General features: G+C 54.9%; 14 protein-coding genes. 8 read left to right on the forward strand and 6 right to left on the reverse strand.

What is annotated here, in order from left to right:
* Positions 1-394 precede the first annotated feature (394 nt).
* From ACF8OF_RS18815 to hemC, 4 genes are read right to left on the reverse strand one after another with little or no spacing between them, the layout of a single operon-like run.
* Positions 395-1,603: a heme biosynthesis HemY N-terminal domain-containing protein gene (locus ACF8OF_RS18815; RefSeq protein ID WP_392497386.1), complete on the reverse strand. Its 1,209-nt coding sequence runs from the start codon at positions 1,601-1,603 to the stop codon at positions 395-397.
* Between the two features lie 3 nt (positions 1,604-1,606).
* Positions 1,607-2,953, reverse strand: a complete 1,347-nt coding sequence (gene hemX, locus ACF8OF_RS18820; protein ID WP_392497387.1) for a uroporphyrinogen-III C-methyltransferase — start codon at positions 2,951-2,953, stop codon at positions 1,607-1,609.
* 20 nt (positions 2,954-2,973) lie between these two features.
* Complete coding sequence (gene hemD, locus ACF8OF_RS18825) at positions 2,974-3,711, reverse strand: uroporphyrinogen-III synthase (RefSeq protein WP_392497388.1); 738 nt, start codon at positions 3,709-3,711, stop codon at positions 2,974-2,976.
* The gene (gene hemC / locus ACF8OF_RS18830) at positions 3,708-4,649 is read right to left on the reverse strand and encodes a hydroxymethylbilane synthase (protein ID WP_262860426.1); all 942 of its coding nucleotides are present in this window, start codon (positions 4,647-4,649) and stop codon (positions 3,708-3,710) included. Before hemC ends, hemD begins: the two co-directional genes overlap by 4 nt.
* 672 nt (positions 4,650-5,321) lie before the next feature.
* Between hemC and ACF8OF_RS18835 the strand changes: the two genes are divergently transcribed.
* Complete coding sequence (locus ACF8OF_RS18835; RefSeq protein ID WP_262883222.1) at positions 5,322-7,922, forward strand: class I adenylate cyclase; 2,601 nt, start codon at positions 5,322-5,324, stop codon at positions 7,920-7,922.
* Positions 7,923-7,960: 38 nt separating this feature from the next.
* Here ACF8OF_RS18835 and cyaY read toward each other — a convergent pair whose 3' ends face one another.
* Entirely contained in the window at positions 7,961-8,278 is a 318-nt protein-coding gene (cyaY, locus tag ACF8OF_RS18840; RefSeq protein WP_025154625.1) for an iron donor protein CyaY, read from the reverse strand.
* Positions 8,279-8,357: 79 nt separating this feature from the next.
* Between cyaY and ACF8OF_RS18845 the strand changes: the two genes are divergently transcribed.
* From ACF8OF_RS18845 to corA, 7 genes are all read left to right on the forward strand, one after another.
* Positions 8,358-8,537, forward strand: a complete 180-nt coding sequence (locus ACF8OF_RS18845; RefSeq protein ID WP_262860423.1) for a lipoprotein — start codon at positions 8,358-8,360, stop codon at positions 8,535-8,537.
* A gap of 45 nt (positions 8,538-8,582) precedes the next feature.
* Complete coding sequence (gene dapF / locus ACF8OF_RS18850; RefSeq protein WP_025154627.1) at positions 8,583-9,407, forward strand: diaminopimelate epimerase; 825 nt, start codon at positions 8,583-8,585, stop codon at positions 9,405-9,407.
* Between the two features lie 24 nt (positions 9,408-9,431).
* Positions 9,432-10,142, forward strand: coding sequence for a DUF484 family protein (locus ACF8OF_RS18855; protein ID WP_279798923.1), 711 nt, complete (start codon positions 9,432-9,434; stop codon positions 10,140-10,142).
* Positions 10,139-11,056 (forward strand): tyrosine recombinase XerC, encoded by a 918-nt coding sequence (gene xerC, locus ACF8OF_RS18860; protein WP_274371367.1) that lies wholly within the window; start codon positions 10,139-10,141, stop codon positions 11,054-11,056. The genes ACF8OF_RS18855 and xerC overlap by 4 nt, the downstream gene beginning before the upstream one ends.
* Positions 11,056-11,772, forward strand: coding sequence for a 5-amino-6-(5-phospho-D-ribitylamino)uracil phosphatase YigB (gene yigB, locus ACF8OF_RS18865; protein ID WP_262868435.1), 717 nt, complete (start codon positions 11,056-11,058; stop codon positions 11,770-11,772). The genes xerC and yigB overlap by 1 nt, the downstream gene beginning before the upstream one ends.
* A gap of 86 nt (positions 11,773-11,858) precedes the next feature.
* Positions 11,859-14,030 (forward strand): DNA helicase II, encoded by a 2,172-nt coding sequence (gene uvrD / locus ACF8OF_RS18870; RefSeq protein WP_262860419.1) that lies wholly within the window; start codon positions 11,859-11,861, stop codon positions 14,028-14,030.
* 112 nt (positions 14,031-14,142) lie between these two features.
* Complete coding sequence (gene corA, locus ACF8OF_RS18875) at positions 14,143-15,093, forward strand: magnesium/cobalt transporter CorA (RefSeq protein WP_025154632.1); 951 nt, start codon at positions 14,143-14,145, stop codon at positions 15,091-15,093.
* A gap of 9 nt (positions 15,094-15,102) precedes the next feature.
* On the opposite strand, the gene ACF8OF_RS18880 is transcribed toward corA, so the two are convergent.
* The gene (locus tag ACF8OF_RS18880) at positions 15,103-15,612 is read right to left on the reverse strand and encodes a DedA family protein (protein ID WP_072872209.1); all 510 of its coding nucleotides are present in this window, start codon (positions 15,610-15,612) and stop codon (positions 15,103-15,105) included.
* Positions 15,613-15,632: the final 20 nt, after the last annotated feature.

Raw genomic sequence — 15,632 nt, forward strand, 5'->3', positions numbered from 1 at the left:
CCACGGGAACCGCGGGAAATTGAGAGGGCGTAAAAGTTGGCACGTCTTGTGCATTATATCAGGGTGTAGATGCTCATCTCATTTCTTATGTTTGCGTAAGCTTCATAAACCCGGAGATGACGCAGAGCTAAATTCGGTGCCTATTGTCCGGGTTATCGATGTAAAAGATCCCGAAATCTTTACATCAGCAACAGGACGTAACGTTGAGTGAGGCACCATCCGTCTGTAGACCTGATTGTATTTTATGCACCTATCGTTCCGCGATAGGTGTTTTTTTATGTCTTATTCTTGCCATCAATAACGTGTTCCGTCAATCCCTTTTAATGATGTGCCGGTATAAAAAAGCCAATCCGGCAGGATTGGCTCTGTGTGATAAAAAATAACCCGCCTGTACTTATTCGCGGGGCGTTTTTTCATCCGGTAATGTCAGGGTATTGAGCAGAGCATTACGGCGGACCATGGCAGATTCCTCATACTTTTTCTGCTTATCCAGCACATCGGCCAGCCAGGCGGCATCATGCGTGTCCTGACGGCTGCTCAGGGCAGATTTAAAGTATTTTTCCGCATCTTCCCAGCGTGTTTCCTGCATGGCTAACTGCCCGAGGGTACTGTTGAGCAGCGGCTGATCCGCATCTTCCTTCTGCATCTGGTTCAGTACCTTGCGGATGGCTTTCGGATTGTCTGTCCGGATCTGCGGCAGCAGCATCAGCAGACGCTGATCTTTCTGACGCTTCAGTCCGTCGAGCACCACCGCTTCGGCATCCGCCATATCATTACCGGCGATAAAGTGCTGCGCCGCCGCTACGGCCATCTCCGGGTTGTGGCGCAGATGGCGGCTGAGGTTCTTCCACCAGTGGCGCAGTGCATCGCTGCCGTCCTGATCCGCAACCTGCTGCATCATACCGAGCCAGGCGCGGATTTCAGTCTGTTCGATCTGTTCATCCGTAAATTCGCCGGATTTTTTCATCTGCGGCAGAATAGCGATCAGGGATTTCCAGGCACCGGAGCGCGCATACACCTGTTCCGCCAGACGCAATACTTCCGGATGGCGTGGTGCAACTTCCAGCAGATTATCAATAGCGGTTCTTGCCGCCGGAATTTCATTGCGGCTCAGCAGAATACGGGCGCGGGTGATATCCACCGGTAACTGATGACGCCCCGCCAGCTCGGAAGCCCGCTCCAGATACTGATTGGCGCGGAGATTATCGCTGCGCTGCTGTGCCGCTTCTGCTGCCAGCAGATAGTTGACCAGCGGTTGCTCTGCGTTATCCGCACTGCGGCTCAGTAATTTTTCCACCTGCCGGAAATCCCCTTCCGCCAGTTTGAGCAGCGCATCGTTGGTCAGCGCACGGGCGCGGTTACGTTTATGACCGCCAAACCAGCCGAGTGTGCGGGAACTGCCGTTTTTCAGGCGGCGCCAGCACCAGCCCAGCAGCATCAGAACCGCCTGAAGTACCAGGAAGATGATGATCAGGCCGGTGACACTGGTTTCAATATCAAAATTATTGGTCTGGATCAGGACATAACCCTGATGTCCGGCCATCAGCGGGCCAACAATAATCCCGGCAATCAGGATAAGAAACAGAATAAAGACTTTAAACATCTGTTATCCCTCCTGTCTCGGTGCTGCTGCCGGTTGCGCCGGTGCAGCAGCCGGTGCTGCCTGCTGCGGTGCCGCCGGTGCCGGTGGCGGGGTTTCATCGTTGAGCAGACGGCGGATACGGGTCTGTACCAGTTTATCCAGCAGTGGCTGGCTGGTCAGGCTGTCCGGCGCACTCATTGAAATCGGCTGGGCGGCCAGGGCATCCACTTCGGCCAGGAAGGCGGTGTTGGCCGGGTCGTTATCTGAGAAATAGGCACGGACCCAGGTGGAGACCGCATCCAGTGACTGTTTGTAGCTCTCTTCCTGGTGACGCGGCACCGCCTGAGCGGCGATCAGTAACTGGGCGCGGATATTCTCACGGACATAAATGTCCTGATTCGGTGCCAGCAGCGGAGCCGAGGTGTTGTCACGGCGGCGGATGGTGATGAAATCACTCATAAACCCTTTCCAGCTTTTGGTCAGGTTAGTGCGCCAGTCCGCAACCGAAGACGTCAGCCCTTCACTGTCACTGCTGTCCATCGGCGCACCGTCACGGCTGCCGTCATCCAGACGCAGATTATCCACCTGACCGGCAAGCTGGTTCAGACGCAGGATTGTGCCGTCAAAATCGATCTGACTGACGGCGGACAGTGCCGTAATATCATTACGCAGCGCGGTGCGCACATCCAGCAGACTCGGGTCATTCATTTCGGCGAGGCTGGTATCGGCATTTTTCAGCAGCACCATGGCGGTGACCACGTCCTGGTCATTCCACAATTTACGTTCTGCCATTTTGACCAGGAAATCCGCCTGAGCCAGCAGCCAGCTTTTCACATCGGTACTCGACAGCACGGTGATACGGCTGCGCAGTAACTCCAGCTCGTGTTTCAGGGCGGCTTCCTGTTGCTGCTGCTGTGTGCTGAGTGCAGACTGCCGCGCGATAAATTCCTTAAATTCCTGCATCTGTTTTTGTGTCTGCTGTTGCGTCTGCTGCAACTGCGCCACCTGAGATTTCAGCTGTGCATTTTCTGCTGCCAGGTCTTTTGACAGAGCTTGTGTACCGGCCTGCGAGGCATACCAGACACCACCGCCGACCAGCAGGATAACCGCCAGTGCGATCGCACCGAGCAGAAAACCGGCCGGTTGTTTTTCCTCCGCTGCCGGTTTTGCTGTGGTATCTGCCGGTTTACTGTCCGCAGCCGGCGTCTCCGCCTGCTTCTTCTCAGACGCTGCTTTATCAGTGACGTTTTTCGCGGCCGCATTTTTCCCGGCAGCCGTGTCTTTTTTCTCTGCCTGCGGATCGGTATTGGTTACGGCATCCTGTGTTTCAGGTACATCGGCCGATCCGGGTTTTTTCTCGTGTTCCGTCATTCGTGGCATCCCATGTCTGTTCATTGAAGAGCCTGAAGTAAGGCTTCATTATCTGCACCGGCGGCGACATCAATTTCCTGCCAGCCCAGTGATTGTGCGATAGCTGCCAGTCTGTCACTGACAACAATAATCCGGCATTGCAGCAGCCAGCCGAGGTGCGCGGGCGGTATCAGCTGCCGCAGCAGGTGCAGCATTTCGCCGCTGGTCACCACCAGCGTCTGAACCTGTTGCTGCTGCCACAACAGGGCGCATTCCCCGCCGTCGTAATTTACGGGTTCGCGGCGGTAGCATTCACAGTAATCCACCACTGCCCCCCGTGCGCGCAGCGTCTGTGCCAGATGTTCTCTGCCGCCGTTACCGCGCAGCAAAAGTGCGCGGCGGCCGGTCATATCCTGTAAGTCCGGCAGGGTCAGCAGATGCTCGCTGGTTTCCCCGCCGGGCATAAAGGCGGCGGGTAATCCGGTCAGTTGTTCAAAACAGTTTGCGGTTGACTGACCAATTCCATAATAGCAAAGCTTATCAGACCACAGGTAATTCTGTTGAATAAGCTGTTCATTTGCGTGATAAACCGCATTCTTTGACAGCAGAAAAAGGGCATCTCCGGGAGAAAGTGCCGCTGTTTTGGCGATCAGCAGCGGCAGTTCATGTCCCGGGGAGATACGGATGAGCGGGGCAGAAAGGGCTCTCTGCCCGCGTGAGCGCAGGGCGCTGACCAGGGTTTCACCGGCCGGAAAGGGACGGGTGACCAGGATGGTCATGCAGGCGCGTGCCCCTGATAGACGTCCGTCAGGATAGCCCGCGCACCGTTATCCAGCAGCTCCTCTGCGAGAGAAACCCCGGCAGCGGCGGCATCCTGCGGGTCGCACAGGCGTTCCCCGCGGACAATGTCACTGCCGTCCGGTGCGCCGACCAGCGCACGCAGCCAGATTTTATCCCCCTGCCAGATAGCATAACTGCCGATCGGTACCTGACATCCCCCTTCCAGCCGGGTATTCATGGCGCGTTCGGCACGGACACAGATATCGGTCTGCGCGTGATTCAGGGCGCTGAGCAAAGAGCGGGTGCGTTCATCATCCAGGCGGCACTCAATCCCGACCGCACCCTGACCGACGGCGGGAAGGGACTCTTCCGGCGGCAGCGCACAGCGGATGCGTTCATCCAGTTTCAGGCGTTTCAGCCCGGCAACGGCCAGGATAATGGCGTCATAGTCGCCGTTATCCAGTTTACCCAGCCGGGTACCGACATTGCCGCGCAGATCGCGGATCACCAGATCAGGACGGCGTTCGCGCAGCTGGCACTGACGGCGCAGACTGGAGGTACCGACGATACTGCCGGGCGGCAGGGCATCCACACTGTCATAATGGTTGGAAACAAAAGCATCACGCGGATCTTCCCGTTCACAGATAGTGACTAACCCCAGTCCGTCCGGGAAATCGACCGGGACATCCTTCATGGAGTGCACGGCGATATCCGCCCGTTTTTCCAGTAATGCCAGTTCCAGTTCTTTGACAAACAGCCCTTTACCGCCGACTTTCGCCAGCGGCGTGTCGAGAATAATGTCACCTTTGGTGACCATCGGGACGAGTTCGACGTGCAGTCCCGGATGATGCTGTTCCAGTTCCTGTTTGACAAATTCAGCCTGCCACAGTGCAAGCGGGCTTTGGCGGGTGGCAATACGCAGAGAGTGAGTGGTCATGATAATTGTCAGGGATCCTTGTCTTTTTATCCGGTGTTTTTCAGGCGAAACCCGACCGGAAAAATAAGAAAAACTGCCTTTGTTTTATCATTTTGCTGATTATTTTTCCAGTTACGTGACGAGACCTGCCCGGCAGATAACAACGAAAAAAGACGATCAGGAATAAATAGTCTCAGTCCGGCGGCCGGTATCTGTCAGTAAATAATTAAAACATATTTTAAATAATAAAAATATTTTGTAATTATAAGAAATATATTAATTAATCAGGTTTAATTTAAATAACTATTTCATAGCATAATTAAAATAAATGAACACACCCGGTATGAGTAAGCCGCATTACATTTTTGGTTAAAAAACAGGCAAAAGCAGGTGCGCACAGAATTTCCCGGATATTTCCTTAGATTTTTTGTGTGTATCACGGTGATTTTCAACGAAAATATATATTTTACAACTAGTTATCCGGGTGATAACAACTTTGTGTAATCGTGCCTTTTTTAGTGCGAAGCTTTACCCTTTGTCCCGAAGGTGTTAGATTGATCACGTTTCCGGCAATTTAACTTTGGTTCGATTCTTATCATTTTTCAGCATTACATTATCAGTCTGTATTCATATACGTATAAAGCCGGGCATCAGGTCGTTTCCAGTTACATGAAATAAAATCAGGCGAATCCTTTGTATCTTTATATTGAAACACTCAAGCAGCGTTTGGATGCAATAAATCAGCTCAGATCAGAGCGCGCGACCATCGGGATGAGTCGTGCGTTTAAAGATGTGTACAGTCTGTTGCCGGTACTGTTGCATCATCACCATCCGGATATGCCGGGCTATGTGCCGGGTAATGTACCGCACGGTGTCTGTTTCTGGGCGTCCGATGATGACCAGTCACACTGGCTGGCGGAGTTTTCCCGTCAGCACGGCGGGTGCCTGCCATGCAATACCGGCGGGGAATTGCCGATCACCGGTATTTATTCCATGGGCAGTACCTCATCTGTCGGGCAAAGCCACTCTTCTGATCTCGATATCTGGGTCTGTCATCAGTCCTGGCTTGATCACGATGAAAAACAAAATCTGCGCCGCAAATGCACACTGATTGAAGAATGGGCGGCGGCAAAAGGTATCGATGTCACCTTCTTCCTGATCGATGAAAACCGTTTCCGTCATAATGCCAGCGGCAGCCTCAACGGTGAGGACTGCGGCTCAACTCAGCATATTTTACTGCTTGATGAATTTTACCGGACCGCCGTGCGGATGGCCGGTAAGCGCCTGCTGTGGACCATGGTTCCTGCAGAAGAAGAACATCACTATGATGAATATGTTCTTTCCCTTTATGCGCAGGGTGTCTTAACCCCGAACGAGTGGCTGGATCTGGGCGGACTGGGCGAACTGTCGGCGGAAGAGTATTTCGGTGCCAGCCTGTGGCAGCTTTATAAGAGTGTGGATTCCCCGTATAAAGCCGTGATCAAAAGTTTACTGCTGGAAGCGTACTCGTGGGATTACCCGAACGGGCAGCTTCTGGCGACCGAGTTTAAAAAGCATCTGCATGCCGGTGAGATTGTTCATCACGGTCTGGATGCGTACGCAATGATGCTCGACCGTGTCACCCGTTATCTGAAAGCTATCAATGATGAAACCCGTCTTGATCTGATCCGCCGCTGTTTCTACCTGAAAGTCTGTGAGAAACCGCCTGCGGATGTCAGTGAACGCGCCTCCTGCGGTTGCTGCGGCTGGCGCTGTCAGGTGCTGTCTGAGATGGTGAAAGGCTGGGGATGGTCCCCGGAACGGCTGGCGGTGCTGGATCGCCGGAATTCGTGGAAAATTGAGCAGGTGCGGGATGCACATAATGAGCTGCTCGATACCATGATGCAGAGCTACCGCAACCTTATCCGCTTTGCACGCCGTAATAATCTGAGTGTCAGTGCCAGCCCGCAGGATATCGGCGTGCTGACACGGAAACTGTATGCCGCGTTCGAGGCACTGCCCGGGAAAGTCACCCTGGTCAACCCGCAGATTTCACCGGATCTGTCAGAAGAGAATCTGACCTTTATCTATGTCCCGCCGGGCCGGGCCAACCGCAGCGGCTGGTATCTGTATAATCAGGCGCCGACAATCCATACCATCATCGGCCATCAGCCGCTGGAATATAACCGCTATCTGAATAAGCTGGTTTCCTGGACTTACTTCAACGGCCTGCTGACAGACAGAACCCGCGTCTATATTCATAACGGTGAGTCGCACTGCGACGAACAGAAACTGCACGAGCTGGTGCATGATGTATCACAGAATTTCCCTATCCGTCTGCCGGCCCCGACCCCGCGTGCGCTGTACAGCCCGTGCGAAATCCGCCATCTGGCGATTATTGTCAATCTGGAGCAGGATCCGACCGCCGGTTTCGCCGAGCAGGTCGTGCATTTCGATATGAGTAAGCTGGATGTGTTCAGCTTCGGTCAGGAGCAGAAATGCCTGGTCGGCAGTATTGATCTGCTGTACCGCAACTCCTGGAATGAAGTGCGCACACTGCATTTCAGCGGTGAGCAATCTGTGCTGGAAGCACTGAAAACCATTCTCGGCAAGATGCACCAGGATGCCGCACCACCGTCCGGCGTGGAAGTGTTCTGCTACAGCCGCCATCTGCGCGGGCTGATCAGCACCCGCATCCGCCAGCTGGTTTCCGAATGTATTGAGCTGCGCCTGACCACCAACCGTCAGGATCCGGGCCGCTTTAAGGCGCTGCGCCTGGCCGGTCAGACCTGGGGGCTGTTCTTTGAGCGCCTTAACGTCTCGGTGCAGAAACTGGAAAATGCCGTGGAATTTTACGGCGCGATTTCCAACAACAAGCTGCGCGGGTTTCCGGTGAAAATCAGCACGGAAACCGGTCATCTGCCGGATGTGGTGGACGGCTATGCCAGCGAGGGGATTATTCAGTTCTTCTTTGAAAACCGTGATGATAACGGCTTCAATATTTATGTGCTGGATGAATCAAACCGGGTGGAAATCTATTCCGGCTGTGAAGGTAGTAAAGAAGATCTGATCCGGGATGTCAGCCGGTTCTATTCCTCTTCCCATGATCGCTTTACATACGGTGCCAGTTTTATCAATTTTAATCTGCCGCAGTTTTATCAAATCCTGAAAACGGACGGTAAAACACAGGTCACGCCGTTCCACAGCACGATGTTCTCCCCGCCGGTCACGGAAGAGCCGCGTGATACCCCGTATCCGGATTTCCGGGCGGATGTCCGGCCGTTACAGTATCAGGCCGCCGGGCAACGCGGCTGACATGCGACGGCACAGGCTCTGTGCCGTCAGTCTGATTTTCAGAAGCTGAACGGTTCGCCGCTCTGCTCGCTGATGGCCTGTGCCAGCATGGTAAACAGCTCGCCGCCGCTGCGGTCACAAATCCATTTATCTGATTTCAGATCAAAATGATAGCCGCCGTTGCGCGCCGCCAGCCAGATCTGATGAAATGCTTCCTGCTTGTTGATGATAATTTTTGAGCCGTTTTCAAAACTCAGTGTCATCACGCCGCCGTTGGTTTCGCAGTCAATATCCGCATCGCCGTCGTAATCATCTAATTTTGCTTCAATATCCTGCAGCAGTGTATCCGCTGTCTGATGAAATTCTGTATCGTTCATTGTCATTTCCTATTTGCTTTTCGACATCTAACTGCGATTATAGAGGGTATTGACTGATGATTAACAGGCATGACTGTAAATGAAGAAAAAAATGATCTGTGCGGTATCCGCCGTGATGCTGCTGACCCTGTCCGGCTGCGGACTGAAAGGCCCGCTTTACTTCCCGCCGGAAGAGCCTGCCGCCGCGAAAAGCGCTCCTGCCGCAGAGCAGTCTGCTGTGCCGGCTGACAACGCTGAGACCGGCAAAACGCAAAAATGATCACCGGATAACTCCCGGTTACTGAGGCGCAAACAGGATCTGAACATGCAGTTCACCAAAATGCACGGCCTGGGTAATGATTTTATGGTGGTGGACGCCGTCACCCAGAATATCTATTTTTCTCCGGAGCTTATCTGCCGTCTGGCAGACCGGCACACCGGTGTCGGCTTTGATCAGCTGCTGGTGGTGGAGGCCCCCTATGACCCGGAACTGGATTTTCACTACCGCATCTTTAACGCTGACGGCAGTGAAGTGGCGCAGTGCGGTAACGGCGCACGCTGTTTTGCCCGGTTTGTCCGCCTGAAAGGGCTGACCAACAAGCGGGATATCCGTGTCAGCACGCAATCCGGGCGTATGGTGCTCACGATCGCCGATGATGATAATGTCCGCGTGAACATGGGTGTGCCGGTGTTTGAACCGGCGCTGGTACCGTTCCGTGCGGTCAAAGAAGAGAAAACCTATATTATCCGCGCCGCCGAACGCACTGTTCTGTGTGGTGTGGTGTCGATGGGCAATCCGCACTGTGTTATCCAGGTGGAAAGTACGGAAACGGCGGAAGTTGAGGTTATCGGCCCTGTTCTGGAAAGCCACGAGCGTTTCCCGGAACGGGCAAACATCGGCTTTATGCAGATCCTGTCGCGTGACCATATCCGTCTGCGGGTGTATGAGCGCGGTGTCGGTGAAACACAGGCCTGCGGCAGCGGTGCCTGCGCGGCGGTCTCTGTCGGGATCCGCCAGGGGTTGCTGGCAGAGAATGTACAGGTGGATTTACCCGGCGGCACTCTGTTTATCAGCTGGGAAGGGGAGGGAAAACCCCTGTTTATGACCGGCCCGGCCACGCATGTATATGATGGTGTTATCCATCTTTAATCATCATAAAGAGGATAAATAGCAATGGACAGTCAACAGGATACCGCGGTATTCGCCGCTTCCGGAGAGCCGGATGATGCGACAGTGCTGGCGTATCTGAAAGCACATCCGGATTTTTTCATCCGCAATGCCGCGCAGCTCACGGAGATGACCATCCCGCACCCGGTAAAAGGTGCGATCTCGCTGGTGGAATGGCAGCTCGGACGCCAGCGTGAGCGGATCGGCACATTGACCGGTGATCTGATGCAGCTGATGGTACAGGCCCGTGAAAATGAGCACCTGTTTTCACGTCTGCTGAAACTGCTGGCGTCATTGTCCGCTGCCACTTCTCTTGATGATTTTTCCGAACGCCTGAATCAGTGGGCGAAAGGGCTGAAACTCAGCCATGCCAAAATCCGTCTGTTTACCGACAGCTGGCGGCTGGGCGCGCCATTCCGTCATCAGGATCTGGCCTTGTCCCGCGCACACTTTGAAACCATCCGCCTCTCCCGTTTCGGTGACCACAACCATTATCTCGGGCAGCTGACGGCCCCTGAAATTCAGCTGCTGCTGCCGGACAGTGCGTTTGTCGGCTCAGCGGCGGTATCGCTGCTGGGCGGACAGCATGATCTCGGTGTGGTGATTTTTGTCAGCCGTGATAAGCAGCACTATCAGAAGGATATGGGCACAGCGATGCTGGAACATATCGCGTATTTCCTGCCGCAGCTGCTGCAACGCTGGGTGGAACTGGCATGACAGACAGCACGGCGGATGACCTGCTGGTCACGGCAGAGCAGTTTCTGCAGTATCTGCGGGTGGAGCGCCGGTTAAGTCCGGTCACGATTACCAATTACCGCCGTCAGCTCACCACGCTGGCGGACATGATGGTCAGCAGCAAACTCCGCAGCTGGGCACAGCTGGAACCGGCAACCGTGCGGATGCTGGCTGCAAAAAGCCGCCGCAACGGGCTGCAGCCCGCCAGTCTGGCGCTGCGTCTTTCTGCCCTGCGCTCATTTCTTGACTGGCAGGTCAGTAACGGCCTGCTGCCCGCCAATCCGGCGAAAGCGGTCAGTGCCCCGAAACAGGGGCGGCATTTGCCGAAAAATATGGATGTGGATGACATTGCCCGGCTGATGGATATCAGCAGTAATGATCCGCTGACCGTGCGTGACCGTACCATGCTGGAAGTGATGTATGGTGCGGGGCTGCGTCTATCTGAACTGGTCGGGCTGAATACCGGGGATTTTGATCTGGCCACCGGTGAAGTACGGGTGCTGGGGAAGGGCAGCAAAGAGCGCAAAGTGCCGCTCGGCAAAACAGCGGTGTCTTGTCTGGAACGCTGGTTGCCGCTGCGTGAACTGTATGACCCGGAAGACCGGGCCGTATTTATCTCCACCAAAAGCGGTAAGCGGATCTCAGCGCGTAATGTGCAGAAACGGTTTGAATACTGGGGTCTGCATCAGGGGCTGAACAGCCATCTGAACCCGCATAAGCTGCGCCATTCCTTTGCGACACACATTCTGGAATCCAGCGGCGACCTGCGCGCCGTGCAGGAATTGCTGGGGCATGCTAATCTGTCCACCACGCAAATCTATACCCATCTGGATTTTCAGCATCTTGCCAATGTGTATGATGTTGCCCATCCGCGGGCCAAACGAGGAAAACCGTAATGCGTTTTTACCGTCCCCTTTCACCTGTCCGCGCCATGACGTTCGACCTTGACGATACGCTGTATGATAATCGTCCGGTGATGGATAAAACCGAGGAGGAGGTCATTGCGTTTATCCGTCAGTATGATCCGCGTTTCAGTGACTTACCGGCTGACTATATTAATGTGTTCCGTGACCGGATCCGTCGTCAGCAGCCGGCGATTTTCCATGATGTCAGCCGCTGGCGTTTGCTCTCCTGGCGCACCTTTTTCCTGCATTACGGCTATACCGCCGCCCGTGCTCAGGCCGGGGCGGATGCGGTGATGGCGCATTTTGCGCAGTGGCGCAGCCGTATTGATGTACCGCAGTCCACGCATGACACGCTGACCGCGCTGGCGGCAAAAATCCCGCTGGTGGCGATCACCAACGGCAATATGGAACCGGAGAAATGCGGGCTGGCGGACTATTTTGCTTTTATTCTCAAAGCCGGTCCTGACGGGCGCGCCAAGCCGTTCTGCGATATGTACCGCACGGCGGCGCAGCGGCTGGCTCTCCCGGCAGAAAATATTCTGCATGTCGGTGATAACCTGAATACCGATGTGGAAGGTGCGCTGTGCAGCGGTATGCAGGCCTGCTGGATCAACCTCGACGGCCGCGATGTTTATCACGACCCGGAAACCCGCCTGCTGCCGCATATTGAAATTACACAGTTGGATTCTTTAACCGGACTGTTATAATTTTATCTGTATAAAAAACCAGTTCTTCCGGATCCGGCTGTCCGGAAGCCGCTTTTTCTTTCGCGGCGCTGCCGCACAAAACACTGATGGAAATTATGGACGTCTCTTATCTGCTTGAAAGCCTTAATGATAAACAGCGCGAAGCGGTGGCGGCTCCCCGCTCAAACATGCTGGTGCTGGCGGGTGCCGGTTCCGGAAAAACCCGGGTGCTGGTGCACCGTATCGCCTGGCTGCTGGCAGTGGAGAATGCGTCTCCGTTTTCCGTGATGTCAGTGACCTTTACCAACAAAGCGGCGGCGGAAATGCGTCACCGTATTGAAGAGCTGGTCGGCACCAGTGAGGGGGGGATGTGGATCGGAACGTTCCACGGTCTGGCACACCGCCTGTTGCGCGCGCATCATCTTGATGCCGGATTACCGCAGGATTTTCAGATCCTCGACAGTGACGACCAGATCCGCCTGATCCGCCGCCTGATCAAAGCCATGAACCTTGATGAAAAACAGTGGCCGGCCAAGCAGGGCTGCTGGTATATCAACGGCAAAAAAGATGAGGGGCTGCGGCCTCAGCATGTTGAGAGCTACGGCAACCCGGTGGAAGCCACCTGGCTGCGGATCTACCAGGCGTATCAGGAAGCCTGTGATCGTGCCGGGCTGGTGGATTTCGCCGAACTGCTGCTGCGCGCACATGAACTGTGGCTCAACAAACCGGCGATTTTACAGCACTACCGCGACCGTTTTACCAATATCCTTGTGGACGAATTCCAGGACACCAACAGCATCCAGTACGCCTGGGTGCGTATGCTGGCGGGTGATACCGGCAAAGTGATGATTGTCGGTGATGATGATCAGTCTATCTACGGCTGGCGCGGGGCGCAGGTGGAAAACATCCAGCGCTTCCTGAAAGACTTCCCGGGCGCGACCACTATCCGCCTCGAACAAAATTACCGTTCCACCAACAATATCCTGAAAGCGGCGAACGCCCTGATCTCGCACAACAGCGACCGGCTGGGGAAAAACCTCTGGACGGACGGCGAGGACGGCGAACCTATCTCCCTGTATTGTGCCTTTAATGATCTGGATGAAGCACGCTATGTGGTCGGGCGCATTAAACAGTGGCATGAGAACGGCGGTGCGCTGGCGGACTGCGCGATTCTCTACCGCAGCAACGCCCAGTCCCGTTTACAGGAAGAGGCACTGTTACAGGCTGCATTACCGTACCGTATTTACGGCGGTCAGCGCTTCTTCGAGCGCCAGGAAATCAAAGATGCACTCGCGTATCTGCGCCTGATTTCAAACCGTCATGACGATGCCGCATTTGAGCGCGTGGTGAACACCCCGACACGCGGGATCGGCGACCGCACACTGGACGTGGTGCGTCAGACTGCCCGTGAGCGGGAACTGACCCTCTGGGAAAGCTGCGGTGTGCTGCTGGAAGAAAAAGCACTGGCGGGACGCGCTGCCTCCGCGCTGGGACGTTTCCTCGAACTGATCAATCTGCTGGCACAGGAAACCGATGGCATGCCGCTGCATGTGCAGACTGACCGCGTGATCCGCGATTCCGGTCTGCGGGCACACTACGAGCAGGAAAAAGGGGAAAAAGCCCAGGCGCGGATCGAAAACTTAGAGGAACTGGTCACCGCAACCAATCAGTTCAGCTATCAGGATGCTGATGAAGGGCTGACGCCGTTACAGGCATTTCTGTCCCACGCCGCGCTGGAATCCGGCGAAGGTCAGGCGGACCGCTATCAGGATGCCGTCCAGCTGATGACACTGCACTCCGCCAAAGGGCTGGAGTTTCCGCAGGTCTTTATCGTCGGGGTGGAAGAGGGCATGTTCCCGGGCATGATGTCGATGGAAGAGAGCGGTCGTCTCGAAGAGGAGCGGCGGCTGGCCTATGTCGGCGTGACCCGCGCCATGCAGAAACTGACCCTGACCTATGCCGAAACCCGCCGTCTGTACGGCAAAGAAGTGTATCACCGGCCATCCCGTTTTATCGGTGAGTTGCCGCCGGAGTGTGTGGAGGAAGTGCGCCTGCGTGCCACCGTATCCCGCCCGGTCAACCATCAGCGGCTCGGCACACCGATCACCGCCAATGACAGTGGTTACACCCTCGGGCAGCGTGTCCGTCATCCGAAATTCGGCGAGGGCACTATCATCAATATGGAAGGAAACGGTGAGCATACCCGCTTACAAATAGCTTTCCAGGGTGAAGGGATCAAATGGCTGGTGGCCTCCTACGCCAAACTGGAAAAACCCTGATTTCCCGCAGAGTAAAGTGTTAACCGGGGAATAACCGGTTGACACTCTTTTTCATCTGCGCATAACATGCGCACACTTTTTCTTTTCCTTTCGTTTCCGGAGGCCGCACACCATGCTGAGCGCATTTAAAGTTGATAATAAGCGTTTGCAACGTCTTGATTTAGAAGAGGGCGACGCCCTGACAGATGCGCTGTGGGTGGATATTTCGGAACCGGAAGAGCATGAACGGCAGCTGATCCAGACCCAGTTCAACCAGGAACTGGCAACCAGCCCGGAACTGGATGATATCGAAGCCTCCGCGCGTTTCTTTGAGGACGATGACGGTCTGCACGTCCACTCCTTTTTCTATTACGAAGATGCGGACGACCACGCGGGAAACTCCACGGTGGCATTTACCCTGCGCGACGGGCGTTTATACACGCTGCGTGAGCGGGAACTGCCTGCATTCCGTCTGTACCGTATGCGCGCGCGCAAACAGACCATGCAGGACGGCAACGGTTACGAAATCCTGCTGGATCTGTTTGAAACCAAAATCGAGCAGCTCGCGGATGAAATCGAAAATATCTACAGTCATCTGGAAACACTCAGCCGGGCGATAATGAAAGGCAAACAGGATGATGAGTTTGATAAAGCCCTGTCTGCCCTGGCTGAACAGGAAGATATCGGCTGGAAAGTCCGTCTGTGTCTGATGGATACCCAGCGTGCGCTGAACTTCCTGGTCCGCCGTACCCGTCTGCCCGCGAATCAGCTTGAGCAGGCGCGTGAGATCCTGCGCGATATCGAATCCCTGCTGCCACACAATGAATCCCTGTTCCAGAAAGTGAACTTCCTGATGCAGGCGGCAATGGGCTTTATCAATATCGAACAAAGCCGCATTATCAAAATCTTCTCAGTGGTATCCGTGGTGTTCCTGCCGCCGACACTGGTGGCATCCAGCTACGGGATGAACTTCAAATTTATGCCGGAACTGGATTGGTCGCTGGGCTATCCTGCCGCGATCGGGGTGATGGTTGCCGCTGCACTCGCGCCGTATCTTTATTTCAAACGCAAGAACTGGCTGTAACCGCCTTCCTCAGAAAAATGTAAACTCAATGCCCTTTGCAATCAGCATGTAAAGGGCGGTCCAGACCCCGGCGGACAGCAGACAGGTCACCAGCACGCGGGTTTGTGTGAAACGCAGCAAGCCGGCCGCCATCGGGATCAGATAGCGCAGCACCGCAATAAACCGTGAGGTAAACAGGATCAGCAGCCCGCTGGTCTGAAGCCGCGCCTGGGCTTTGCCGAGGGCGGTTTTGTATTTCGCCATCAGCCCGGGAAAATAGTTGCGGGTGACAATCAGACGCCCCAGATAATACGAAATCATCGAACCACAAGCGGCACCCAGCGTAATTACCAGCCAGATAATCACCACCGGAACGACCGGAAATGCCAGCGTCACCACCGTCATCAGCATGACCGAGGCGGGCGGCAGGACGGAGGAAAGAATAATCGTGGATTTGCTCAGGGCGATAACAAACAGAATGGCCAGCAGCCAGAGCGGGTGGTCGTGCAGTACCGCCAGATGATGCGTGATCCAGTCCATCGTTATCCTCCCGGTGACAG

Origin of the sequence: Morganella sp. TYF_1, from assembly GCF_043105645.1 — a bacterium.
Taxonomy (GTDB): Bacteria; Pseudomonadota; Gammaproteobacteria; order Enterobacterales; family Enterobacteriaceae; genus Morganella; species Morganella morganii_B.

Coding starts and splice junctions, on each gene's coding strand:
- ACF8OF_RS18815 (WP_392497386.1), bottom strand. CDS start 1,603: ATGTTTAAAGTCTTTATTCTGTTTCTTATCCTGATTGCCGGGATTATT.
- cyaY (WP_025154625.1), bottom strand. CDS start 8,278: ATGAACGATACAGAATTTCATCAGACAGCGGATACACTGCTGCAGGAT.
- xerC (WP_274371367.1), top strand. CDS start 10,139: ATGACAGACAGCACGGCGGATGACCTGCTGGTCACGGCAGAGCAGTTT.
- ACF8OF_RS18880 (WP_072872209.1), bottom strand. CDS start 15,612: ATGGACTGGATCACGCATCATCTGGCGGTACTGCACGACCACCCGCTC.
- hemC (WP_262860426.1), bottom strand. CDS start 4,649: ATGACCACTCACTCTCTGCGTATTGCCACCCGCCAAAGCCCGCTTGCA.
- hemD (WP_392497388.1), bottom strand. CDS start 3,711: ATGACCATCCTGGTCACCCGTCCCTTTCCGGCCGGTGAAACCCTGGTC.
- corA (WP_025154632.1), top strand. CDS start 14,143: ATGCTGAGCGCATTTAAAGTTGATAATAAGCGTTTGCAACGTCTTGAT.
- dapF (WP_025154627.1), top strand. CDS start 8,583: ATGCAGTTCACCAAAATGCACGGCCTGGGTAATGATTTTATGGTGGTG.
- ACF8OF_RS18845 (WP_262860423.1), top strand. CDS start 8,358: ATGAAGAAAAAAATGATCTGTGCGGTATCCGCCGTGATGCTGCTGACC.
- hemX (WP_392497387.1), bottom strand. CDS start 2,953: ATGACGGAACACGAGAAAAAACCCGGATCGGCCGATGTACCTGAAACA.
- ACF8OF_RS18855 (WP_279798923.1), top strand. CDS start 9,432: ATGGACAGTCAACAGGATACCGCGGTATTCGCCGCTTCCGGAGAGCCG.
- uvrD (WP_262860419.1), top strand. CDS start 11,859: ATGGAAATTATGGACGTCTCTTATCTGCTTGAAAGCCTTAATGATAAA.
- yigB (WP_262868435.1), top strand. CDS start 11,056: ATGCGTTTTTACCGTCCCCTTTCACCTGTCCGCGCCATGACGTTCGAC.